Raw genomic sequence first — 25,470 nt, 5'->3', positions numbered from 1 at the left:
AGTGCTCTTGCCTGATGGAGGCTGATGAGCGAAAGACCATGAGCGAAAGAATCCCCGTCCGAACCGTAGAAACATTCGAGCCTTCGCGTCCAAAGACGAAGGCCATCACCCGCGACAACCTGATCCACACCCGCAGCTTCACCGGGTTGTTCCGCAACCTGCGCATCAGTGGCGCGGGTTTTCTGTTTTTGCTGTTTTTCGGCACTGTCTGGTTGAACTGGGGCGGCCGCCAGGCGGTGCTCTGGGATCTTTCCGAAAGTAAATTCCATATCTTCGGCGCAACGTTCTGGCCGCAGGACTTCATCCTGCTGTCGGCACTGTTGATCATCGCCGCGTTCGGCCTGTTCGCGATCACTGTGTTTGCCGGCCGGGTCTGGTGCGGCTACACCTGCCCCCAAAGTTCCTGGACCTGGATCTTCATGTGGTGCGAGAAAATCACCGAGGGCGAGCGCAACCAACGGATCAAGCTGCAAGCCGCGCCGTGGGGCATCAACAAGCTGATGCGGCGCTCGGCCAAACACACCTTGTGGCTGGCCATCAGCCTGCTGACCGGCCTGACCTTCGTCGGCTACTTCACCCCGATCCGGCCACTGGCCGAAGAGTTGCTGACCTTGCAAATGAGCGGCGTCAGCCTGTTCTGGGTGCTGTTTTTCACCGGTGCCACCTACATCAATGCCGGCTGGCTGCGTGAAGCGGTGTGCATGCACATGTGCCCTTACGCGCGGTTCCAGAGCGTGATGTTCGACAAAGACACCCTGACCATTTCCTACGACGTGGCCCGTGGCGAAAACCGTGGCCCGCGCAAACGCGAGGTCAAACCCGCCGAGGTTGGTCTGGGCGATTGCATCGATTGCCAGCTCTGCGTACAGGTCTGCCCGACCGGCATCGACATCCGCGATGGCTTGCAGATGGAATGCATCGGTTGCGCCGCGTGCATCGACGCCTGCGATTCGATCATGGACAAAATGGGCTACGCCCGAGGATTGATCAGCTATACCTCCGAGCATCAGTTGCAAGGTGGCAAGACGCACCTGCTGCGTCCGCGCCTGATCGGCTACACCGCCGTGCTGCTGGTGATGATCGCCGCCCTGGTGGTGGCATTGGTGGAACGGCCGATGGTCTCGCTCGATGTCAGCAAGGACCGGGGCCTGTTCCGCGAAAACAGCCGGGGCCAGATCGAAAACATCTACAGCCTGAAGGTGATCAACAAGACCCAGCAGCGTCAGGACTATCAATTGAGTCTGGTCGATGCCGATGATTTCGAGTTGCAGGGCAAGGCCGTGCTGAGCCTGGCGCCGGGTGAGATTGTCGATCTGCCGGTGTCGGTGGCGATGCTCTCGGAGCGCTCGGCCAGCAGTTCGCAGAGCATCAGTTTCAAGGTAATCGACAGCGATGAGCCTGGCGTCTACAGCGTGGCGAAGAGCCGGTTTGTTGCGCCAATGAATCGCTGAGCCTTTAAGATGCAGAGCGTTAAAGATCGCAGCCTTCGGCAGCTCCTACACAAGCAAGCCGATCCATTGGAGCTGCCGTGGCTGCGATCCTGGCGGTACCACCGTCACCTCTTTCCAAAAGACACCCAACCGGGCTTTTTGATGAAACGCTACGAGAAATTCGCCGACGACATCGCAGAACTGATCCGCTCCGGCGTCCTCGGACCGGGGCAACGTGTGCCGTCAGTGCGCTACGCCAGCCAGACCTACGGCGTCAGCCCGTCGACGGTGTTCCAGGCCTACTACCTGCTGGAACGCCGCGGGCTGATCCGCGCCCGTCCGCGCTCCGGCTATTTCGTCAATGCCCATGCGCCGCGACCGTTTTCCGAGCCGGTGATCAGCAGCCAGGTCAACGAATCCACGGAAGTCGACGTCAGCGAACTGGTGTTTTCGGTACTCGACTCGATCAAGGACCCGAACACCGTGGCCTTCGGCTCGGCATTCCCCAGCCCGACGCTGTTCCCGCTGCAACGCTTGTCCCGCTCCCTGGCCAGCGCCACCCGCGAGATGGACCCGCGCATGGTGGTCACCGACCTGTCGCCCGGCAACCCGCAGCTGCGCCGGCAAATCGCCCTGCGCTACATGGTGGGCGGACTGATGCTGCCCATGGAAGAACTGCTGATCACCAACGGCGCCCTGGAAGCCCTCAACCTGTGCCTGCAAGCGGTGACGCAGCCTGGCGACCTGGTGGCCATCGAAGCCCCGGCGTTCTATGCCTGCCTGCAAGTGCTCGAACGCCTGAAACTCAAAGCCGTGGAAATCCCCGTGCACCCGCGCGACGGCATCGACCTCGGCGTGCTCGAGCAAACCCTGGAGCGTCATCCGATCAAGGCCTGCTGGTGCATGACCAGCTTCCAGAACCCCATGGGCGCCACCGTGCCCGAGGCCAAGAAACAGCAACTCGTGGAACTGCTGCGTCGCCACCAGGTGCCGCTGATCGAAGACGATGTCTACGCCGAGCTGTATTACGGTCAACAAGCCCCGAAACCGGCCAAGGCCTTCGATACCGAAGGCCTGGTGATGCATTGCGGCTCGTTCGCCAAGAGCCTGGCCCCCGGTTACCGCATCGGCTGGGTCGCCGCCGGGCGCTACGCGCAGAAAATCGAACGCCTGAAACTCATGACCTCACTGTGCGCGTCGATGCCTGCGCAGGCAGCGATCGCCGACTACCTGCAACACGGCGGCTACGACCGACACCTGCGTAAATTGCGTCACGCGCTGGAAGACCAGCAAGCCGCCATGCTCGCCGCCATCGCCCGCTATTTCCCGGCACAGACGCGGGTCAGCCAACCGGCGGGCGGGTACTTTTTGTGGTTGGAATTGCCGGAGCAGATGGATTCGTTGAAGTTGTTTCAGATGGCGCTGGCGCAGGGGATCAGCATTGCACCGGGACCGATTTTTTCGCCGATGCAAAGGTTCAGGAATTGTATTCGGTTGAATTATGGGAGCCCGTGGGATGAGGCGGCGGAGAAGGCGATGGAGACGCTGGGGCGGATTGTGCGGTCGTTCTGATACACAGGCGTCGCCCGGTCAAATGCCTTCGCGGGCAAGCCCGCTCCCACAAGGAATCTCGGGTGTTCACAGACTTTGCGTACACCAGATAACCCTGTGGGAGCGGGCTTGCCCACGAAGAGGCCAGCACTGATAACGCAAACCTCAGATCAACGCCCACCACCCAGATCAACAAAAGTCCCCGTCGCATAGGAAGCCTTGTCCGACAACAACCAGACAATCGCCTCCGCCACTTCATCCGGCCGCCCGCCCCGTGCCATCGGAATCGCCGATTCCAGCTTGCTGACCCGGTCCGGATCGCCGCTCAAGGCATGGAAATCGGTGTAGATGTAGCCCGGGCGCACCGCGTTGACACGGATCCCCTCACCTGCCACTTCCTTGGACAGGCCGATGGTGAAGGTGTCCAGCGCACCTTTTGACGCCGCGTAGTCGACGTATTCGTTGGGCGCGCCCAAGCGTGCGGCCACCGAGGACACGTTGACGATGCTGCCGCCCTGCCCGCCATGCTTGGGCGACATGCGCAGGATCGCGTGCTTGGCGCAGAGGATCGGCGCCAGGACGTTGGTTTTCATGATCTTGAGGATGCGGAACTCGGACATTTCGTCGACCCGGGACTTTTGCCCCACGGTGCCGGCGTTGTTCACCAGCGCGGTAACCCGGCCCAGTTCATTGTCGACCCGATGGAACAGCGCGATGACTTCGTCTTCGATGCTGACGTCGGCCCGTACCGCAATGGCTTGCGCACCGAGGGCGCGGACTTGCTCCAGCACGCCGAGTGCAGCCTTTTCGTCCGCCTGGTAGTTGATGCAGATCCGATAGCCCTGCGCGGCGGCCAACAGTGCGGTGGCGGCACCAATGCCGCGACTGCCGCCGGTGATGACGATGACTTTGTCCATGCGAGCCTTCCCCCAATCAAAGCTTAAGCGGTCGGGGGCAAGAATAACCGCCATTGATGGTTTTTGCATGGCTTCGGTGGCGTTTGCATAGACGCCATCGCGGGCAAGCCACGCTCCCACAGGTTCTGCATATTCTGTGGGAGCGTGGCTTGCCCGCGATGAACGATGACACGGACTTTCAAGCCAGCGCCAATCGCTCCGAGCGATGGATTTCCATCATGAAACCTGCGGCCGGCAGCGGGTGCCCCAGCAGGTAACCCTGCAACGAGTCGCAGCCCAGTTGCGTCAGGAAGTCCTGCTGCGAGTCCGTCTCCACACCTTCGGCAACGATGCGCAACCCCAGCGCCTGGCCGAGCGCCACGATGGCCGAAACGATGGCGGCGTCATCACTGTCGCGCTCCAGGTCGCGGACAAAACCGCGGTCGATCTTCAGTTCGTTGGCCGGCAGGCGCTTGAGGTACATCAAACTCGAGTAACCGGTGCCGAAATCGTCGATGGACAGGTCGACTCCCATTTCCGAGAGCTCCTGAAGCACCGTCATGCTCGCGTCGGCATCGCTCATGGCGGTGGTTTCAGTGATTTCCAGGGTCAGGCTGTTGGCCGGCAGATGGTGAGTCGCCAGTGCCTTGGCGACGCTCTGGACCAGTCCGGCATGGCAAAACTGGATGGCCGACAGGTTCACGGCGATGCGCCAATCGGTGTAGCCCAGCACGTACCATTCGCGCATCTGGCGGCACGCTTCGTTGAGCACCCACTCGCCGATCGGAATGATCAGCCCGGTTTTTTCCGCCAGTTCGATGAATTTGTCCGGCAACAGCAACCCTTGCGTCGGATGCTCCCAGCGCAACAGGGCCTCGGCGCCCACAGGCCGGCCATTGGCGGCATCGAACTTGGGCTGGTAATGCAGGCTGAATTCCTGATGTTCCACAGCATTGCGCAAATCCTGCAGCAATTGCAGTTGCTTGCGCGCGTTGGTGTTCATCGAGGCGTCGAAAAAGCTGTAGCCGTTTTTACCGGCGCCCTTGGCGTGGTACATCGCCGCGTCGGCATTCATCAGCAATTCGTGGGCGGACTGACCGTTACCCGGATAGAGCGCAATGCCGACACTGGCGGAAATGTGCAAATCATGTTCGGCAACCCGGAACGCCTGCGCGATCAACCCGACCTGGCGGGCCGCGAGGTTCAAGGCATCGTTCTGTTCGCTCAATTGCACCAGCAACACGAACTCATCGCCGCCGATCCGCGCCAGGGTGTCCTGGCTGCGCAAGTCTTCGCGCAGGCGCAGGGCCACTTCGCGCAACAGCAAGTCGCCCATGTGGTGGCCGAAGGCATCGTTGACGGGCTTGAAGCCGTCCAGGTCGATGAACATCAGGGCAAAGCAACCACCCTGTTCACGAACCCGCGACATGGCCTGATCGATGCGGTCGGCGAGCAACGTCCGGTTAGGCAACCCGGTGAGGGTGTCATGCAGGGCCAATTGGGTCAGTTCACGGTTGGCTTCGGTCAGCGACTGGGCCAGGCTCGCGGTGCGGGCCTCCAGGCGCGCATCGAGGATCGAGGTCAGCAAGGCAATGCACAGCACCGCCAACGTGGTGATCAGCACCAGGTTGTCCAGGCCCTTACCATTCAGGCCGTTGACCGCCGCCCCGCAAAAGCTGCCATCGGCAAAGCGTGCAGCGGCCATCCCGGTGTAGTGCATGCCGACGATGGCGATGCCCATGATCACGGCGGCACCGCCACGGATCAGGCGGACATAAGGCGTGTGTTGGCGTAAATGGAACGCGATCCACAATGCCGCGCCCGAGGCAGCGACAGCGATCATCAGCGAAGCGCCGAACAGCGTTGGGTCATAGTCGATGCCCGGTTGCATGCGCATGGCGGCCATGCCGGTGTAGTGCATCGCGCTGATGCCGGCGCCCATGACCAGCGCGCCAAAGGCCAGTTGCCAGGCCGGCAGTTTTGGCTGGTTGACCAGCCACAGCGCAAAACCGCTGGAGAGCACGCCGATCAACAGCGACAACAGGGTGATTGCGCCGTCATAGCCCAGATCGATCGGCAGTTTGAACGCGAGCATGCCGATAAAGTGCATCGACCAGATACCGATGCCCATGGCAATGGCCCCGCCCGCGGTCCACAAATGCACGGAACGGCCTTTGGCAGTGGCAATGCGTCCGGTCAGGTCGAGTGCGGTATAGGAAGCGAGAATCGCTACACAGAGCGAAATGATAACCAGGGTGGGGGAATAGCTACCGATGAGCATGGGGACTTCTCGCGAATGCCCCCGTTAATGGTATTGATTCTCGCCGGGGGAAAATGCGGCGATTGTACTGATTCCAAATGAGAACGCACTCACAAAATTAGCAAAGGGCCATCAGTCCGATGAAACGTCTGTTTTAAGGTTTTACATTAAGTCGCATCAAGCTGCTGGCACCACAAAACCTGTGGGAGCGAGCTTGCTCGCGATGGCTGCGTCACATTCAGCATGAATGTTGCCTGAACCACCGCTATCGCGAGCAAGCTCGCTCCCACAGGGATTGCAGTGTCCGTTAGATTGCGCTATCGGCTCTCGCTCACCTCAAGCTGCCCGTCCCAGCCACCGCCCAGCGCGGCAATCAACTGCACGCTGGCGATCAGGCGGCTTTGCAACAGGTCCAGGTTGCTGCGCTCATTGCTCAGCGCTGCCGCCTGGGTCACCACCACATCGATGTACGCGATCAAGCCGGCCTTGTACTGGTTCTGGGTCAGGCGCAACGATTCACGGGCGGCGTCCAGCGCCTGTTGGCGCACGACGGCTTCGTCCTGCAGTACCTTGAGCTGCACCAGGAAGTTTTCCACTTCGCGGAACCCGTCCAGCACGGTCTGGCGGTACTTGGCCACTGTTTCGTCATAGGCCGCTTCACTGCGGTCGACTTCCGCCGAGCGCTGGCCGCCGTCGAACAGGGTCATGGCCAATTGCGGCCCGACGGACCAGAAGCGGTTCGGCAGGCTGAACAAGTCTTTCGAGGTACTGCTGCTGTAACCACCGTTCAAGCTCAGGGTCAGGTCCGGGTAATAGGCCGCCTTGGCCACGCCGATGTTGGCGTTGGCGGCCATCACCGAGCGTTCGGCGGATGCGATGTCCGGGCGACGCTCCAGCAACTGCGAAGGCAGGGCCGGCGGCACTTGCGGCAACTGTGGAATGTCCTGGCTTTCCGCCAGGCTGAACTCCGCCGGCGGCAGACCGATCAGCACGGCAATGGCGTTCTCGAACTGGGCGCGTTGCCAGATCAGGTCGATCATGTCCGCTTCGGTGCTCTTGAGCTGGGCCTGGGCCTGGGCCACGGCGTCCTTGCCCGATACGCCGGCGCGGTACTGGTTCTCGGTCATCTTCAGGGAGCGCTGATAGGCCTCGACCGTGTCCTGCAGCAGACGCTTCTGCCCATCGATCACGCGCAATTGCAGGTAATTCTGCACCAGCTCCGACTGCTGACTCAGGCGCATGGCCGCCAGATCGGCAAAGCTTGCCTGGGCATTCGCGGTGTCGGCTTCCAGGCCACGGCGCAGCTTGCCCCACACATCCGCTTCCCAACTGACGCCCGCCTGGGCCGAATAGGTGTCGCGAATACCGCTGGACGAACTGCTCAGGCTGGAGTTGCTGCTACCGGTGCCCTGGCTTGAACGGTTCTTGCTGACGTTCAGGTCGACAGTCGGGAAAAACGCCCCGCGTGCGCTGCGCACCAAGGCCTGGGCCTGGCGGTACTGGGCTTCGGACTGGGCGACGGTCTGGTTGGCGCTGTTGAGCTTCTCGATCAGGCCATTGAGCTGTTGATCGCCATACAGCTCCCACCATGCGCCGCGCGCCAGGGCATCGCTCGGGCTGGCCTGGCGCCAGCCTTCTGCGGCCTTGTACTGCGCAGGTTCCGCGGTTTGCGGGCGCTGGTAATCCGGGCCGACGGCGCAGGCACTGAGCATCGCCACGCACAGTGACAGGCTCAGCAGACGCGAGCCTCGAGCCGTGATCAGCGGTGCAGCCAGGTTGAAAAGCGAACGTTCAGTCATAGCGGAGTTTCCAGAGCAGCATCGGTACGCACTCCACGCCATTTGTTGAAGCGATGGCGCAGTTTGTCGAGATAGAGGTAAACCACCGGGGTGGTGTAAAGCGTCAGCACCTGGCTGAAGATCAGCCCGCCGATGATGGTCAGGCCCAGCGGCTGGCGCATTTCCGCCCCTTCGGCGCGGCTCAGCAACAATGGCAAGGCACCGAGGATCGCCGCCAGGGTGGTCATCAGGATCGGTCGCAAACGTTGCAGGCAGGCACTGCGAATCGATTCCAGCGGCGCCATGCCCTGATGCCGCTCCAGCTGCAACGCCAGGTCAATCATCAGAATGGCGTTTTTCTTGACCACGCCGATCAGCAGAAACAGCCCCAGCAACGAAATCAGGCTGAACTCGCCGCCCAGCGCATAGATCGACAGCAACGCGCCGACCCCGGCGGACGGCAGGGTGGACAGGATGGTCAGCGGATGAATGTAGCTTTCGTACAGCACACCCAAGACCAGATACACCGCCACCAGCGCCCCCAGAATCATCCACGGCTGACTTTTTTGGGTCGCCGCGAAAGCGTCGGCTGTGCCGGCCATTTTCGCGATCACCTCTTCCGGCAGCCCGACCTTGGCAATCGCCCGCTCGATGGCAGCACCGCCCTGCTCCACGGTCACGCCTTCAGCCATGTCGAAGGCAATGCTTTCCGAGGCGAACTGGCCTTCATGGCTGACCCGGTCGTTTTCCAGGCTGTTTTCGTAATGGGCGATGGTCGACAGCGGGATCCGCGCGCCATCGGCAGTGATCACCTGGACCTGCTTGAGGGTGACCGGGTCCTGAGCGTATTTCGGGTTGACCTCCATCACCACCTGATACTGGTTGAGGCTGTCGTAGATGGTCGAAATCTGCCGCTGGCTGTAGGCGTTGTTCAGCACCGCCGTGACCATCTCCATGTCGACACCCAGGCGCTTGGCCTGGTCGCGGTCGACGATCAGGGTCACTTGCCGGGCGCCCCGACCTTCCCGCGCATCGATGGCCGTCAGTTCCGGCAAGGCCTTGAGCGCGGTGACGACTTTCGGATACCACTCGCGCAACGCCCCGAGATCCCCGCTTTGCAGGATGTAGGAGTATTGCGAGGTGGTCTGCTCACGGCCGCCACCGAACTGCAGGTCCTGGTCGGCCATGAGCATCAGCTGAGCGCCGGGCACCTTGGGCATTTCCTTGCGCAGGCGTTCGATGACTTTCTGCGCGGAAATGTTGCGCTCCTTGATCGGCTTCAGGCGTACCAGCATGAAGGCGTTGTTGGTGCCGTTACTGCCGCCTATGAAACCGGCGACGCTTTCTACCGCCTCATCCTTCAATACAGCCCGACGGAAAATCTCCATCTTCGGCTGCATCACGCTGAAGGACAGGCCGTCGTCGCCGCGCACGAAACCGATCAGTTGGCCGGTATCCTGCTGAGGTAGAAATGTTTTAGGAACAACGACATACAGCGCAATATTAACGCCGATTGTCACGAACAGACTGAGCAACGTCAGGCGTTTGTGGCGCAGCACCCAGTCGAGGCTGGTGGCGTACTTGCCAACCATCCAGTCGTTGGCCCGCCGGCTCCAGCGTTGCAGGCGGTTCTCCTGCCCCGGCGTGTGCGGCTTGAGCCAGCGGGCGCAGAGCATCGGGGTCAGGGTCAAGGACACCAGCAGCGACACCACGATGGCCGCCGCCAGGGTGATGGAAAACTCGCGGAACAGGCTTTCAATGATCCCGCCCATGAACAGTATCGACAGGAACACCGCCACCAGTGACACGTTCATCGACAGCAAGGTGAAGCCGACTTCCTGGGCGCCGAGGTAGGCCGCCTTCATCGGCCGCACGCCTTCGTCGATGTGCCGGGAAATGTTCTCCAGCACCACGATGGCATCGTCCACCACCAGCCCGGTGGCCAGGATCAGCGCCATCAGCGACAGGTTGTTCAGCGAAAAGCCGTAGAGGTACATCACGGCAAAGGTACCGACCAGCGACACCGGCACCGCCAGGGTCGGGATCAGCGAGGCACGGAAATTACCGAGGAACAGGAACACCACCAGGATCACCAGCGCCACGGCGATCAGCAAGGTCATTTCCGCCTCATGCAGCGTCGCCTTGATCACCGGCGAGCGGTCCATGGCCAGGTTCAGCTTGACGCTGGCCGGCAACACCGCCTGCAGCGCCGGCAGCTGCGCCTTGATCTCGTTGACCGTCTCGATGATGTTGGCGCCGGCTTGCCGGTTGATCACCAGCAGCACCGCCGCGTCGTCGTTGAAGAAACCGCTGTTGTAGCGGTCTTCGACGCCGTCGCTGACCTTGGCCACGTCCTTGAGGCGCAGGGCCGCGCCGCCGTTGTAGTGGATGATCAGCGACTCGTAGTCCTTGGCTTTTTCCAACTGGTCGTTGGCCTGGACCTGCCACAGCCGCTGATCGTCTTCCACCGAACCCTTGGGCCGGCGCACGTTGGCATTGGCGATGGTGTTGCGCACATCGTCCAGGGCCACGCCGTATTGGTTCAGCGCCTGCGGTTCGAGTTCGATACGCACCGCCGGCAGCGAACTGCCGCCGATCTGCACCTCGCCGACGCCCTGCACCTGGGACAGGCTCTGGGACAGGATCGTCGAAGCCAGGTCATAGAGCTGGCCTTTTTCCAGCACATCTGACGTCAGCGACAGCACCATGATCGGCGCCTGGGACGGGTTGACCTTCTTGTAGGTCGGCATGCTGCGCATCCCGCTGGGCAGCAGGTTGCGCGAGGCGTTGATGGCCGCCTGCACTTCCCGCGCCGCGCCATTGATGTCGCGGTCGAGGTCGAATTGCAGGATCACCCGGGTCGATCCCTGGCTGGAGCGGCTGCTCATGGTGTTGACCCCGGCGATGGCGCCGAAGGAGCGCTCCAGCGGCGTGGCCACGGTCGACGCCATGACTTCGGGGCTGGCGCCGGGCAGGCTGGCCTGGACCACGATCACCGGAAAGTCCATTTGCGGCAGCGGCGACACGGGCAGCAAACCGAAGCTCACGCCACCCAGCAGCATGATGGCCAATGAAAGCAGCATGGTTGCCACGGGGCGTTTGATGAATGGACCCGAGAGATTCATAGGTGGTAACCACTAGCGGCAAGCTGCAAGCTGCAAGAAAAAAGCAGGGATCGCGCAGGCTTTAACTTGCGGCTTGAAGCTTGCAGCTTGTAGCTCGCCGTCATACCACCACCTCTTTCGAGTCAGACTTTCCAAAGCGGCGTCCCAACCGATCGAAATACAGGTAAATCACAGGCGTAGTGAACAGGGTCAACACCTGGCTCAGCAACAGGCCGCCGACCATCACCAACCCCAGCGGCTGGCGCAGTTCCGCGCCGGAACCGGTGGCCAGCATCAACGGCACGGCACCGAAGAGCGCGGCCAGGGTGGTCATCAGGATCGGCCGGAAACGCAGCAAGGCGGCCTGGTAGATCGCCGTTTGCGGGTCCATGCCCTGGTTGCGCTCGGCGTCGAGAGCGAAGTCGATCATCATGATCGCGTTCTTCTTGACGATGCCGATCAGCAGAATGATGCCGATGATCGCGATCATGCCCAGGTCGTTGCCGCTGAGGATCAACGCGAGCAAGGCGCCCACCGCCGCCGACGGCAAGGTCGAGAGAATGGTGATCGGGTGGATGTAGCTCTCGTAGAGCACGCCCAGCACGATGTACATGGTCACCACCGCCGCCAGGATCAGCAGCAAGGTGCTCGACAACGAAGCCTGGAACGCCTCTGCCGCGCCCTGGAACTGGGTCTGCACGCCAATCGGCATGCCGATGTCCTTCTGCACCTGCTCGATGATCTCGACCGCATGCCCCAGCGCCACGCCGGGCGCCAGGTTGAAGGACATCATCACCGCCGGGAACTGGCCGATGTGGGTGATCGCCAGTTGCGCCTGACGCTCCTCGATATGCGCCAGGCTGGACAGGCGTACCTGACCGCCATCGGTGGTCTTGACGTGAATCTGGTTCAACGCATCCGGGCCGATCTTCTCGCCGGACTGCGATTGCAGGACCACGCGGTACTGGCTCGCCTGGGTGTAGATCGTGGAAATCTGCCGCTGGCCGAAGGCGTCGTACAGCGCATCGGTGATGTTCGACACCGACACCCCGACCCGCGACGCCGCATCGCGGTCGATCACCAGATAGACCTGCAAGCCCTTGTCCTGAAGATCGCTGGCCACGTCGGTCAATTCCGGGCGGTCGGCCAAAGCCTCCACCAGGCGCCCGCTCCACAGAGTCAGCAGCTCCGAGTCCGGTGACGACATGCTGAACTGGTACTGCGTGCGGCTGACCCGGTCCTCGATGGTCAGGTCCTGCACCGGCTGCATGAACAGGCGGATGCCGACCAGCTTGTCCAGCTCCGGTTGCAGGCGGGCAATCACTTGCGTTGCACTCAGGTCACGGTCGTGGTGCGACTTGAGGTTGATCAGCAAACGGCCGCTGTTGAGGGTCGAGTTGTCGCCGTCCACGCCGATGTAAGAGGACAGGCTCTCGACCGCCGGGTCGGCCAGAATTACCTTGGCCAACTCCTGCTGGCGCTCGCTCATGGCGGCGAAGGAAATCGATTGCGGCGCTTCGGAAATGCCCTGGATAACCCCGGTGTCCTGCACCGGGAAGAAGCCCTTGGGCACCACCATGTACAGGAATACCGTGAGCGCCAGAGTGCCAATGGCCACCATCAAGGTCAGTGGCTGGTGCTTGAGCACCCACTGCAACTTGCGACCGTAAGCGGCGATCATCCAGTCGATGAACGCACCGCTGGCGCGATAGAAACGTCCCTGCTCGGCTTCCTTGGGTTCGCGCTTGAGCAGCCGCGCGCACATCATCGGCGTCAGCGTCAGGGAAACCACCAGGGAAATCAGGATCGCCACCGCGAGTGTGATGGCGAACTCGCGGAACAAGCGCCCGACCACGTCCGCCATGAACAGCAGCGGGATCAGCACGGCAATCAGCGACAACGTCAGGGAAATCAGGGTGAAACCGATCTGTTTGGCGCCCTTGAGCGCCGCGTTCAGCGGGCTGTCGCCCTCCTCGATGAAGCGCGCAATGTTCTCCAGCATGACGATCGCATCGTCCACCACGAAACCGGTGGCGATGGTCAGGGCCATCAGGGTCAGGTTGTTGACCGAGAACCCGGCCAGGTACATCACGCCGAACGTGCCGATCAGCGACAGCGGCACGGCCACCGACGGAATGATCGTGGCGCTGGCGCGACGCAGGAACAGGAAGGTGACCATGACCACCAGGGCGATGGCGATCAACAATTCGTGCTGCACGTCCTTGACCGAGGCGCGGATGGTCTGGGTGCGGTCGGTCAGCACCACCACGTCGAGGCCGGCCGGCAGGTTGTCGGTGATGCTCGGCAGCAGCGCCTTGATCCGGTCCACCACCTCGATCACGTTGGCGCCGGGCTGACGCTGGATGTTGAGCAGAACGGCCTGGTTCTCGTTGGCCCATGCCGCGAGGCGTTCGTTCTCGGCGCCGTCGACAATTTCAGCGACGTCCTTGAGCCGCAACGGCGCGCCGTTGGCATAGGCCAGGATCAGGTTGGCGTAGTCCTTGGGCGACGTCAGTTGATCGTTGGCATCGAGCATCGAGACCCGGGTCGGGCCGTCGAAGTTACCCTTGGGCTGGTTGACGTTGGAGGCACCGATCAGAGTGCGCACGTCCGACAGGTTCAAGCCGTTGGCGGCCAGGGCCTCAGGGTTGACCTTGATCCGCACGGCCTGGCGTTGACCACCGGCGATGCTGACCATGCCGACGCCGCTGATCTGGGCGATTTTCTGCGCCATGCGCGTATCGACCAGATCGTTGAGTTTGGGCAGCAACATGGTTTTGGAGGTGATGGCCAGGGTCAGCACCGGCGTGTCGGCCGGGTTGACCTTGTTGTACACCGGTGGTGCCGGCAGGTCCTTGGGCAGCAGGTTGGTGGCCGCGTTGATCGCCGCCTGCACCTGTTGCTCAGCCACGTCCATGTTGATGTCGAGGCTGAACCGCAGGGTCAGCACCGACGCGCCGCCGGAACTGGTGGAGGCCATTTGTGTCAGGCCGGGCATTTGCCCGAACTGCCGCTCAAGCGGCGCGGTCACCGCGCTGGTCATGACATCCGGGCTGGCGCCGGGGTACAGGGTCATGACGCGAATGGTCGGATAATCGACCTGGGGCAATGCCGATACCGGGAGCAGCCGATAGGCAATCACGCCGGCCAGGATAATCGCCAGCATGCTCAGCGTGGTGGCTACCGGGCGAAGGATGAACAGCCGCGAGAGATTCATGCGCCGCCCTTTTTCGCCTTGTCGGTGGTCGCGGGCTCAGCCGCGTTGAGCGCCGACTTGCCTTGCAGGTGTTCGGTTGGCGTGGTCGGCACGTCCTGGCTGTCGTTGACCACCTCCACATCGCTGCCGTCCTTCAGGCGGTCAGTGCCTTCCAGTACGACCCGCTCGCCCGCGGACAGGCCTTCGGTGACCACGGTGTTCAGGCCGTCACTGGCACCGACTTTCAACTGACGGATCTTGACCTTCTTGTCACCGTCCAGGACATAGGCGAATGTGCCGTTGGTGCCGAACTGGATCGCGGCGGACGGTGCGAGCACCACGTTTTTGAGGGTGTCGGCCAGCAGACGCACATTGACGAACTGGTTGGGGAACAGCGACTGATCGCGGTTCTCGTAGCGGGCCTTGAATTTCAGGGTGCCGGTGGTGACGTCGATCTGGTTGTCCAGGCTCTGCAGCACGCCAGTGGCCTGCAATTTGGTATCGCCACGATCCCAGGCTTCAGCCGGCAATTTGGCACCGCTGCGATAACGGGCGAGCACGGTGTCGAGGCTGTTTTCCGGGAGGGTGAAGGCCACGCTGATCGGTTGGGTCTGGGTGATGATCGCCAGGGCGGTGGTGTCGTTGGCCGCCACCAGGTTGCCGACGTCCAGTTGACGCAGGCCCACGCGACCGGTGATGGGGGCGCGGATCCGGGTAAATTCAAGGTTGAGCCTGGCATCGTTGACCGCTGCCTGATTGGTCTTGACCGTGCCCTGGAACTGACCGACCAGCGCTTCGGCGGTGTCCAGGGTCTGCTTGGCAATACTGTCTTCGCGGTACAGGCCGCGATAGCGCTCGACATCGACCTGGGCGTTTTTCAGTTGCGCCTGATTCTGCAGCAAGGTGCCTTCGGCCTGAAGCAAGGCGTTCTGGTAAGGGCGCGGGTCGATTTCGGCCAGCAGGTCGCCGGCCTTGACCATCTGCCCTTCTTCGAAATAGATCTTGACCAGCTCACCGCCGACTCGGCTGCGCACGTTGATGGTGTTCAGCGCCGTGACCGTGCCCAGCGCCTTGAAATACAGCGGGAAGTCACCGGTGACGGCCGGAGCCACCCGTACCGGCACCGGCCCTGACGCACCGCCGAATCCCGGACGCATGCCACCCGATCGACCAGTATGCCCGGCAACGGCTTTCTGCCCCGCCGCCTCTTTGGGTGCAGCGCTGCCCGGCCAGAATTTCCAGCACAGGGCGGCAATGACCAACAGGACAAGCAGGCCGAACAGCCAGCGACGGGGACTACGGGAAGCGGAGGATTGCATTGAGTGATCAACCATTGGGCGCGTGGGCTTTTTTACATGAGGCTGAACGATAAGCACTGGCGGGTTTTAAGCAAAGCGCCTTTACCGGCAATTTACTTTCGGCTTACGTAACAGGAGTTTTGTGTAAGACACTGAAGCACAAATGAAAACGGCCTGGACAGAGGGGGGCGGTCTTAATTGATTTCCACGCCGCGCCGGGCCTGCTGTTGTGCAGGGCAAGGCGCGAGAAGCGCGGTTTGGTGATTCCAAATAAGCTTCGAGCAACGCAGCCCTGCACAACAGCAGGCCCGGCCCTTCGGGTTGTGCCTTAAAACGGGCCAGGCTGCGTTGCAGGCCTTGGAAAGGGAACAACCATTCCCGGCGGCCTGCGCCTTGCCTGGCCCGTTTTAAGGCGACAACGCGGCGGGGAAATCAATTAAGACCGCCCCCCTAGGCCGTTAAACATTGTAAAGGTACGCTTATTTCAGAACAGCAAGTGCCGCTTCGTAGTTCGGCTCGTCAGCGATTTCGCCAACCAGTTCGCTGTGCAGCACGTTGTCGTTCTCGTCCAGAACCACGACGGCGCGAGCGGTCAGGCCCTTGAGCGGACCGTCGGCGATGGCCACGCCGTAGTTCTGGATGAACTCTGCGCCGCGCAGGGTCGACAGGTTCTGTACGTTTTCCAGGCCTTCGGCGCCGCAGAAGCGGGCCTGGGCGAACGGCAGGTCAGCGGAGATGCACAGCACAACGGTGTTGGCCACGTCGCTGGCCTGGGCATTGAACTTGCGTACCGAGGTGGCGCAGGTCGGGGTGTCAACGCTTGGGAAGATGTTCAGCACTTTGCGCTTGCCGGCAAAGTCCTTGAGGGTGACGTCGGACAGATTGCCGGCAACCAGGGAAAAGGCTGGCGCCTTGGAACCGGCTTGTGGCAGTTGGCCGTTGACTTGAACCGGGTTGCCTTTAAGAGTGACTTGAGCCATGAACGGAGTCCTTCTGAACGTTGTGGTGGAGAATTTTGACGAGGCCGAAGTTAACCACGAAATTGTCCTGCGACCTACGGTCAAACATAAATTGTCATGTATCAGCGCACAAAACTGGATACAACCCATAACGCTGTGGGAGTGGGCTTGCCCGCGATGACGGCAGCAGCTCCAACATACCTGCCGACTGTCCCATCGCTATCGTCGGAGCGCCGCCCGGAGCAAGCCCGCTCCCACAGGGTTCGCGTGTTACGTGAGTGATCGTAATCCAGCGTAACCCCTTCACCCACAGCCACCCGGTGTTCATGACGAAAGGCAGCCGAGGCAACCCGATGACAAATTTCGTTACGGGCCTGTCGAATTGCGTCCCGGTCAATCGACTATAAATCGAATCACTCAACTGCAACGGAGACGACACCATGCGATTCATGATCATCATCAAGGCCAGCCAGGATTCCGAAGCCGGCGTCATGCCCAGCCAGGAACTGCTGACCGCCATGGGCAACTACAACGAAGAACTGGTCAAGGCCGGCATCATGCTCGCGGGCGAAGGCCTGCATCCGAGCAGCAAGGGCGCTCGAGTAAAGTTTTCAGGTGACCAACGCACGGTGATCGACGGCCCCTTCATCGAAACCAAGGAACTGATTGCCGGTTTCTGGTTGTGGAAAGTGAAGTCCAGGGAAGAAGCCATCGAATGGGTCAAGCGCTGCCCCAACCCGATGCCGGGCACCGAGGCCGAGATCGAGATTCGCCAGGTGTTTGAAGCCGAAGATTTTGGCGCCGAGTTCACTCCCGAATTGCGTGAGCAGGAAGAGCGAGTGTTCGGGCAAGTGAAGAAGTGCTGAGCGTGACGTACAGCGGGTCAATTCCGGAGTCGGCGGGGAAAACCAGGATGTAATCGTCGAACCGAGGGACATCTCCTTCGTCGGACATAGGCTCGAGTATCGGCACTGGCGAAGATTGCACAAAACCCACGCGGCGCGGTGAGGTTTGAGCTTCGGGCGGACTGGCTTGAAGCGTGGTCGGGGCCGTCAGGCAGATGGTAATGGGTGTGGCGCCATCGGTGGCGAAACTGAATGTGTTCAGTTGCGGGTCGTATTGCACCGCCCTCACCCTGACCGACCTTTGAATACCAAGGGCCGGGGCAATGTAAACCTGCACCAGGGCTTTGACCTCGCGCAAGCCTTTGAACATCTTTCCAGGATTGGCGCGGACAATCGTCGCACCCATTCTGAAAGGAACCTCTATCTCCGATTGGCTCGCCGCCAACGACAGCCAATCCTGCCCTTCCAGTGGCATCAATTCCACGAGTGCCACGCTGTGACCATGAATCTGAGTATCTGCACGACTTGAAAACTCAAAGCGCAGCACCGCGGCACAAAGGTTTCCATCGGTCGGTTCGGCGCAAGTGTTCCTCCAGGTAAATTCGGCAACGACCGAACGAATGGCCTTGAGCCAATCGATCTGTTGACTCGACAACAAGCCCGATGGCCCACTCTCCAGCAAAACATCCGGACGTTTGTGAACAGAGGCCAATGACGCAGTAATCACGCTGCCAACCTGAGCCAGACTACGAGCCCCCATCAATTGCTTCTGCGCCTGTATCAACAGTCCTTCTGCCTGGTCATGCAAGAATCGGTGGCGCTGGGCAAATGCCGCCAATCGTCCAATGTAACGAACCTGTATTGCGTTGATCTGTTGAGCGATGTCCTGCCACTGCGCTTGCTCGGACCGAGCATAAGCGAGGTTACGCTGGGCATCGTTTTTTGCGAACTCCACCATCATTTTCAAGGACTCGAACTTCCTGACTGCCGTTATCGCTTCATGCTGAACATGTTCCAGTGCAACGATGTTCGTCTCCAGGACCGGAATGTCAGTTGTACCGCCTGACTGACCATGCAATTGCTGGATACCTTGTTCAAACCGATCAAACGTCGTTTCAATGGCCCTTTCCGATATGGCCACGTCTGCAGCAATTTTTTGAACTTTTGCGAGGCTGCGCGCAACGGGAGTGTTTGGTTTCGACGGAGCAGGTACCGACACCGGCACTTGCTTGAACGCTGTCATACCCTGCCTGTCGTGCCAGTCACTGACCTCATGCACAACCGATTCCGGATCATTGATGTTGGTAACGTCGTCAGGATAAAACAACAAGTCCGCCCCCTTGGGGTGGCCACATATCCGGTCAAAATGGTTGATCAGCCGGTCATGCTCCTGTTTGGGTAGATCCACGGCCCAGATCTTGTCGACCAGAGCCTGGAATTCCGTTGCGGTGTAATCCTGGAGTGTTGGTTTAAGTTCCATCTTGGGTTCTTCCTTGTGTGTATTTCGCAGCAATGGCACCTGCTCAATCCTTGCGAGCAGGTGCGCAGGAAACGTTCAAAACCTTCCAAAACTCACAATCAGTCGTGACCTTTGTCGATCAAAGTAAAGACCAGCGTTTTAACTTCCATTGCAGCCGTGTATTGAAAGACGACCTTCTTGCCCGGATAAACAGCAGGATCCAGTGGATAGGATTCCCATCCACCTGTTTGGCCCATCGGCTGAGGCATTTTGATTGGGCCTCTTGATTCCATTGGCTCGCCAAAAAGCGTATGGACGTCGGACTGGGTCATTACCAATTTATAAGGCTCAGGAAGTTCGCCTTCATACTTCAACGTACTAGGCGTTGTCTTCATCAAAGTTACAAAAAAACTATCCAACACTTTTGTTTCATACCAAAACGTCAACGCTATTCCATTTTCCATCTCGAGATCCAATCGGTCACAATCGGGATAGAGCTCAGCAAGAGGTTGGTCGGGAATAACTCCGCTCGCCAACAATGATTCATGAGTGCAACCAACACCCTCTATTAGCTCCACAACTTTTGCAGCATCCATTAGTACCACCCCTGTTGTTTATGAAGAATATGCAACTGCTCGCGCCCAATCTCGATGCTGCTTTCGTCCATACCCGAGTCAAGCAACCCAATTTTAATCGCGTCAAAATTCTGATCCACAGCTTGTTTCAGATCAGATGCATCTTGAGAGCGTTTTATTGCGGTATTACGCCCGCCATAGGTTTCACTGAATTTTCTGTGCACTTCAGCAGGTATCGCTATGCTCGGGGCTCGCTGAACATAATCTCTACGTTCACGCGGTGTAATATCGGCGAAGTTTTCTAGAAGGTACTCCTCCAACGCTCTCCGCGATGGAATATGATCAATATCCAACCCATCTCCCCTACTCCGGCCACTTAACTCGTTATACGGTCCAACTTCCAAAGGCTCAACCGGCGGACCAACGAAAACCAGTCCCGGCGAGGGAAGCTCCATATCCCCCGGATACCCCGGAATACTCGCACCAACTTCCCCTACATCAACAGCCGGAAATGTCTCGTTTTCCGGTAGGACGGGGATGGCCGGGCTACCGGGATAAATCAACGGATCGGTCGGTGTAATCGGCGATGTCGTCGACCCGATGTGTTCGCTGCCTGGCGGCACCACGGGTTTCCAGCTGCTGGCCGGAGGAATCGGCCAAGGAACAACCGCCGGGACGATCCCGAGCCATCCTTCAGTAGCTTGCGGCGTCTTGATGCTGATTCTGTCGAGGTTGAAAGGATCAGACCAGAACTCCGAACGCTCCTGGTAACGCAGTTCGAATTCACGGCTTTCACCCACCCATGTGCTTTTCGGCGCGTAGGGGGCGAAACCTTGTTCGACGCGTTTTTTGTTCACCTCATCGAATGACGAGACAAGTGGGTGATGCTCTCCTATTGTTCGCCACAACGCTTCATCGAAGGCCTCGAACGACTTGAATTCGCGACCTCGGAACTGGTCTCCGACTTGAGTCGGGATAGCCGCACCCGCAGTCTGAGTCGCCGAATTCCACCATTCTTTTGTCGGCGGCTGACCTGTTCCTGTAACGACGCCTGTGCCCATAGGCGGGACGCCGAAAGACAGATAGATCGGCTCAAGGCCAGGCACGCAAACAATGCAATCCTGGATGCGCAGATCGACGCCTGAGGGGATGTCTTGAGCCTGGGGCTCCATCACCGCCAACGGCGTCCGGCCAGGCATCGCAGCCTGGGAAGGGGCATCGGCAGCGAACAGCAGGTGCCGGGTTGGCGATCCAGGGACCTCGGCGGTGTAGAGCCCTGTCAGAGGGTCGAGTACTGCATTGACGACCGGAACCCGGGAGTCGATCTCGCCGCCAGTACTGGCGATGACAATTGCAACACCTTCCGGCATGGGTAAGGGCTTGAGCCGGTACTCTGCTTCTACCGAGCCACGTTCGTCAGCAATCCCTTGCAGTTCCTGAGCGTCGTAAAGCTCCAGTGTTCTCGCGGGTACACCTACGGCGTAGAACAAGCGATCTCGTTGCTCCGGAGTCAACTCACCGTTGCCCAGGACGGGTGACTCCAGCATCCCCGTAATGAACACCGGTCCTGTTTTCAGCGCTATGCGACCGAGATCGATCAGACCTTTGATGCCAGCCTGGACTGCATTTTCGAGTACTGCTGCAACTTCCTGGGCAACAAGCACGCCTTGTGGTGTCAACACCACGCCGCCAGCGGCCAGCGCAGTGGCAGGTAACCTCAGTGTGTTGGCTTGCCTGATGCGCTCAATGCGCGTATCCGCATCTGCCTGTTGCTTGAAACGGATGCGTGCATCACGTTGCTCGGCAATCTGCCGAAGACGCTCCCAATGAGCTTCCCTTTCACGCCAGACAATGGTCTGTTCAGCATGATGACTGGCTAGTCTGTTTGACTTTTCGGTGAGCGAAGTAACTTGAGTGGATAGCAGCCGGGATTCATGGGCAGCTGTATAGGCGTTTTCCCAAGCTTGATAACCACTGTCGAGCGCATCGCCGAACTGGTCCAGTCGCTCCAGAAAATCAGCTGGCGTACGCGTGAGAGGATCGTGCCCATCAAACGATCGGGCAACGATATTCCTTGCATTGAGTTCCGATGTTTTGCGGGCGATCAGCCCATCTATTTCGTTTTTTTCTTTGCTGATCAAATACAGTTGCCAGCGTTCGCTGCTCGAACCACTGTCAAGAGGTTGTCTTGCGCTCGATATCTCGTGTTCAAGTGATGACGACAGCTGAGCAGCCCTGGCCGCAAAGGCCTGGTCAATCTCAGCCCTCACGATGCCATGACGCTGAGCCTGCCCTGCAAGCAGTTGTTGCCGCGTCTGTACACGGGCCTGCTCCTGCGCCCGAGCTGCAGCGTCTGCTGCATCTTTGGCCGCCTTCTCTTTTCGCTCCTGTTTGGCCTTTTTCCTGAGCGCAATGGTCTTGGCGCCCGGGCCACCAAAATTGCCGGACGCGCCGACACGATTACCCCCGAAACCACCACCTCCCCATGAACCACCACCGCCACCCGAAGCCGGCGGGCCGGACCTTATTACTACGTCTCCTGACGTCCCATCATTGAATGTTCGCTGTGCCATACAGTCTCTCCTTGTCTGTAGGGCACAGCTTGTTTACAGGGCAGCGATCAGGTGCGGTACATATGTATAGGATGCGATTGGTTTACGAGATCAATCAGTGATCGGATGGATTACAATCAGCTCCAACGTGATGACATTTTTAGCTAATGATCCTAACCAACTGATCCGCATTAACTTTTTAGTACACGAAAATAACGAGAATCCACACACAAAACGAAAGAATTAATCCACAGGACTGGCCAACCCGTGGTTAACTGCTAACTTCATCCGATAAGTCCTACAGGCTTGATCGGAAAGGGATTACGCAGTTACGGCCAAACTTAAGGACCGTCTGCCCAATCAGCCACCAGGGAGCCGGGGGATTAATGTCAAAGAAATTGGGGAAGTACGCCTTCGTCTGGGTGACTTCGCTCGCGCCTGTTTTTTGTGCTCACGCCGATAACGCCGAGACGGCCAACAAAAGCAACAACCCGCTGAACCTGGCGCCCGGCGTCAACCTTCAGGACTACTACACACCCAGGTTGTTCGACACCAACGCTCATACCAATGACGCGCTATTGCGTGGTGCGTTGCCCATGGCGCCGAATGATTTCATTGGTGTCCCGCAACTGTTGCGCGTCACCCTTCCCGTCAGCACCCGCCCGGATCCCCACAACGGCTACAGCACCGGCATCGGTGACCTGAACCTGTTCGATATTTTCCTGCTCAAGACCGAAGGCGTGCAGTTGGGCGTCGGCCCGCAAATCACTGCGCCGACCGCTGAGCAGGATGAGTTGGGAACCGGCAAATGGCAGGCCGGACTGTCCGCCATCGCCATCGACTCCTCGCCGCGCGGGCTCCTTGGCGCACTGGTGCAGTACCAGAGCTCGTTCGCCGGTGATCACGACCGCCCCCATGTCGAGTCCGCCACTTTCCAGCCGTTCATCATCCACAACCTGGAAAAAGGCTGGTACCTGCGCTCGACCGGCATCTGGACGTTCGACCTGAAGAACAACACTCACTACATCCCACTCGGTTTGGGTGGCGGCAAAGCCTGGAAGTCCGGGTCCAATATCCTCAATGCCTTTATCGAGCCACAGTGGACCGTTGACCGAAAAGGCGATGGCCTGCCGCAATTCACCCTGTTCGCCGGGATCAATGTCACCTTCGGTAAATAAGGACTTTTGTATGCACGGTGCACTTCGCGCAGCCGGTTTCAGCCTGATGACAATGTTCGTCAGTTGTGGTGCAGGGGCCAGTGTCGACTTCACCGCCACCCCGGACGAAGCCCGGGCCATTGCCAAGGAGGCCTATCTGTACGGTTTCCCGGTGGTGGAGATGTACAAGACCCTCTACACCCAGGCCGTGGACAGGAAGAGCCCGAATTTCAAGGCACCGTTCAATCAGATCGGCAATACCGCCAAGGCGTTTACCGCGAAGGACACGGCGTTCGTCACCCCGAATTCCGACACGCCCTACTCCTTTGTCTGGATGGATTTGCGCACCGAGCCGTTGGTGCTGACCCTGCCGCCCATCGAAGAACACCGTTACTACTCGGTGCAACTGATCGACGCCTACACCCAGAACTTTGGCTATCTGGGCACTCGCAGCACGGGCAACAACGGGGGTCACTACATGATTGCCGGCCCGAACTGGCAGGGTCAGCAACCGGTCGACATCGACCGCATGGTCCGCAGTGAAAGCAACATCGCTTACGCGCTGTACCGCACGCAATTGTTCGATGAAAAAGACCTGGCCAAGGTCAAGCAGATCCAGAAAGGCTACAAGGTCGAACCCCTGAGTCACTACGTCAAACAGAAGGCCCCGGCTGCCGCGCCGAAAATCGACTGGCCGAAACCGACGCCGACCATGAGCGAGACCCCGGACCTGTTTCGCTACCTGAATTTCATGCTGGCATTCACCCCGGCCCAGGACGTGGAAAAAGACCTGCTGGCGCGCTTCGCAAAAATCGGCGTCGGGGCCGGCAAACCCTTCAAGCTCACTGATCTCAGCGCCGAACAACGCAAGGCACTGGAAGACGGCATCAGTGACGCCAGGGCCGAGTTCGCCGAATTCAAGAAAACCAAAGTCGACACCCATGAGATCAGCAGCGGTGACCTGTTCGGCAGTCGCGACCACCTCAAGGGCAACTACCTGTACCGCTATGCAGGCGCCAACATGGGGATTTTCGGCAACTCTGCCGAAGAGGCGAACTACTTCGGCTATTTCATCGACAAGGACGGAAAACCGGTCGACGCGTCAAAAACCGACTACACCCTGCATTTTGACAAGGACGCCCTGCCCCCGGTCGATGCGTTCTGGTCGCTGACCATGTATGACGGCAAGAACAAATTGCTCGTGGCCAATCCGCTCAATCGCTACTTGATCAATTCGCGAATGTTGCCCGACCTCAAGCTCGATGCCGATGGCGGCCTGACCCTTTACGTGCAGCACAAGGCACCGGCCAAGGCATTGCAAAGCAACTGGCTGCCGGCACCGAATGGTCCGTTCTACGGCGTGCTGCGCCTGTACCTGCCCAAACCTGAAGTCAACAACGGCCAGTGGAAACTGCCGCTGTTGACGCCAGCCACCCCACAACAATAAGCGGAGTCGTTCATGATCAGGCCTTTCGTAGTGCGCCCCTTGTTGGCGCTGTGCATGGTCAGCGTCAGTCCATGGGGCCTGGCGGCCGAAGGCGGTGTCGGTCGCCCGATCACCGGCCAACAAGTGTTTTCCGATGCCGGGATCGTGCCCCCGGAGCCGGGTTGGGTCATGTCCCTGACCAGCATCTGGTACGACGGCGACCTCAAGGGCAACGCCCAGGTGCCGATCGTGGGCGCCCTGGGTACCGGGCTGGACATGAAAGTGTCTTACACCATGGCCAACTTCACTCACGTCTGGGACACGGGCAAGGGTCGCTGGAACTACGCCTCGGCCATCGGTGTACCGGTGCAGTACACCGACATTACTGCAAGCATCACCGGCCCTCGCGGCAGGACCCTGGGCTCCGAGGATACCGGCACCCAGTTCGCCGACATGCTGGTGACGCCGATTGCCGCCGGTTATCACTTCGACGAGCTCAACCACATCGCGTTCTCGCTGCCGATCTACGTGCCGACCGGCGCCTACAACGACGATCGCCTGGCCAACCCCGGGCAGAACACTTACACCTTCATGCCGACCGTGGCGTTCACTCATCTGGACGGCAAGGGCGGCGAGTTCACGTTGTCGAGTGGCCTGGAGTTCTACACCGAGAACGACGCCACCGATTATCGCAACGGCAACATTTTCACCCTCGACGCCCTGTGGACCCACGGCTTCGGCAACGGCTGGAACGCCGGTTTGGTGGCAGGCTATATCCAGCAGGTCACCGATGACTCCGGATCCGGCGCAACCAGCGGTTTTCGCGGACGCTCGGTGGGCGCGGGCCCGACGGTAGGCTGGAGCGGCAAGTTCGCCGACGCCCAGGCCAACATCAGTGCCCGCTGGGTGCCGGAGTTCGACACCAAGAACCGGCCCGAAGGCAATGGCATCAGCGTCAACCTGACCCTGGCATTTTTCTAAGAG

Annotated in this window: 16 protein-coding genes; 6 read left to right on the top strand and 10 right to left on the bottom strand. The window is 59.9% G+C overall.

Translation table 11 applies throughout. The annotated features are described in order from the left end of the window. Positions 1–38: 38 nt before the first annotated feature. Both ccoG and mapR read left to right on the top strand, forming a co-directional pair. Positions 39–1,451, top strand: coding sequence for a cytochrome c oxidase accessory protein CcoG (gene ccoG, locus C9422_RS00745; RefSeq protein ID WP_116579310.1), 1,413 nt, complete (start codon positions 39–41; stop codon positions 1,449–1,451). A gap of 141 nt (positions 1,452–1,592) precedes the next feature. After that, positions 1,593–3,002: a GntR family transcriptional regulator MpaR gene (gene mapR, locus C9422_RS00740; RefSeq protein ID WP_116579572.1), complete on the top strand. Its 1,410-nt coding sequence runs from the start codon at positions 1,593–1,595 to the stop codon at positions 3,000–3,002. Positions 3,003–3,151: 149 nt separating this feature from the next. On the opposite strand, the gene C9422_RS00735 is transcribed toward mapR, so the two are convergent. The 7 genes from C9422_RS00735 to tpx all read right to left on the bottom strand — a co-directional run bounded on the left by C9422_RS00735 (position 3,152) and on the right by tpx (position 16,493). Further along, positions 3,152–3,898, bottom strand: a complete 747-nt coding sequence (locus C9422_RS00735; protein ID WP_007974372.1) for an SDR family oxidoreductase — start codon at positions 3,896–3,898, stop codon at positions 3,152–3,154. Positions 3,899–4,076: 178 nt separating this feature from the next. After that, positions 4,077–6,158, bottom strand: a complete 2,082-nt coding sequence (locus C9422_RS00730; RefSeq protein ID WP_116579309.1) for a bifunctional diguanylate cyclase/phosphodiesterase — start codon at positions 6,156–6,158, stop codon at positions 4,077–4,079. Between the two features lie 296 nt (positions 6,159–6,454). Continuing rightward, a complete protein-coding gene (locus tag C9422_RS00725) occupies positions 6,455–7,936 on the bottom strand; it encodes an efflux transporter outer membrane subunit (RefSeq protein ID WP_116579308.1) in 1,482 nt (493 codons plus the stop codon). Then, positions 7,933–11,040: an efflux RND transporter permease subunit gene (locus C9422_RS00720; RefSeq protein WP_116579307.1), complete on the bottom strand. Its 3,108-nt coding sequence runs from the start codon at positions 11,038–11,040 to the stop codon at positions 7,933–7,935. Before C9422_RS00720 ends, C9422_RS00725 begins: the two co-directional genes overlap by 4 nt. 100 nt (positions 11,041–11,140) lie before the next feature. After that, positions 11,141–14,236 carry an MdtB/MuxB family multidrug efflux RND transporter permease subunit gene (locus tag C9422_RS00715; RefSeq protein ID WP_116579306.1) on the bottom strand — a complete coding sequence of 1,032 codons (3,096 nt, stop codon included), beginning with the start codon at positions 14,234–14,236 and terminating at the stop codon, positions 11,141–11,143. Continuing rightward, positions 14,233–15,549: an MdtA/MuxA family multidrug efflux RND transporter periplasmic adaptor subunit gene (locus C9422_RS00710; RefSeq protein ID WP_116579305.1), complete on the bottom strand. Its 1,317-nt coding sequence runs from the start codon at positions 15,547–15,549 to the stop codon at positions 14,233–14,235. The genes C9422_RS00715 and C9422_RS00710 overlap by 4 nt, the downstream gene beginning before the upstream one ends. A 443-nt stretch (positions 15,550–15,992) precedes the next feature. After that, complete coding sequence (gene tpx / locus C9422_RS00705) at positions 15,993–16,493, bottom strand: thiol peroxidase (RefSeq protein WP_007974363.1); 501 nt, start codon at positions 16,491–16,493, stop codon at positions 15,993–15,995. A gap of 419 nt (positions 16,494–16,912) precedes the next feature. Here tpx and C9422_RS00700 point away from each other — a divergent pair, with 419 nt between their 5' ends. Then, positions 16,913–17,338 (top strand): YciI family protein, encoded by a 426-nt coding sequence (locus C9422_RS00700; protein WP_116579304.1) that lies wholly within the window; start codon positions 16,913–16,915, stop codon positions 17,336–17,338. On the opposite strand, the gene C9422_RS00695 is transcribed toward C9422_RS00700, so the two are convergent. The 3 genes from C9422_RS00695 to C9422_RS00685 form a co-directional block, all read right to left on the bottom strand. Continuing rightward, positions 17,280–18,797, bottom strand: coding sequence for a bacteriocin immunity protein (locus C9422_RS00695; RefSeq protein ID WP_116579303.1), 1,518 nt, complete (start codon positions 18,795–18,797; stop codon positions 17,280–17,282). The two genes, C9422_RS00700 and C9422_RS00695, sit on opposite strands and share 59 nt — an antisense overlap. A 98-nt stretch (positions 18,798–18,895) precedes the next feature. Next, positions 18,896–19,372: a DUF6392 family protein gene (locus C9422_RS00690; protein WP_116579302.1), complete on the bottom strand. Its 477-nt coding sequence runs from the start codon at positions 19,370–19,372 to the stop codon at positions 18,896–18,898. Next, entirely contained in the window at positions 19,372–21,924 is a 2,553-nt protein-coding gene (locus tag C9422_RS00685; protein ID WP_256589840.1) for an S-type pyocin domain-containing protein, read from the bottom strand. The genes C9422_RS00690 and C9422_RS00685 overlap by 1 nt, the downstream gene beginning before the upstream one ends. A 365-nt stretch (positions 21,925–22,289) precedes the next feature. Between C9422_RS00685 and C9422_RS00680 the strand changes: the two genes are divergently transcribed. From C9422_RS00680 to C9422_RS00670, 3 genes are read left to right on the top strand one after another with little or no spacing between them, the layout of a single operon-like run. Beyond that, positions 22,290–23,081 (top strand): hypothetical protein, encoded by a 792-nt coding sequence (locus C9422_RS00680; protein WP_116579301.1) that lies wholly within the window; start codon positions 22,290–22,292, stop codon positions 23,079–23,081. A 10-nt stretch (positions 23,082–23,091) separates the two neighbouring features. Further along, positions 23,092–24,507, top strand: a complete 1,416-nt coding sequence (locus C9422_RS00675; protein ID WP_116579300.1) for a DUF1254 domain-containing protein — start codon at positions 23,092–23,094, stop codon at positions 24,505–24,507. A gap of 12 nt (positions 24,508–24,519) precedes the next feature. Beyond that, the gene (locus C9422_RS00670; RefSeq protein ID WP_116579299.1) at positions 24,520–25,467 is read left to right on the top strand and encodes a transporter; all 948 of its coding nucleotides are present in this window, start codon (positions 24,520–24,522) and stop codon (positions 25,465–25,467) included. Positions 25,468–25,470 lie beyond the last annotated feature (3 nt).

It is taken from the genome of Pseudomonas sp. B1(2018) (assembly GCF_003097365.1).
In the GTDB taxonomy this organism is placed as follows: domain Bacteria; phylum Pseudomonadota; class Gammaproteobacteria; order Pseudomonadales; family Pseudomonadaceae; genus Aquipseudomonas; species Aquipseudomonas laurylsulfatiphila.
This window is presented reverse-complemented; position numbering and strand designations above follow the sequence as displayed.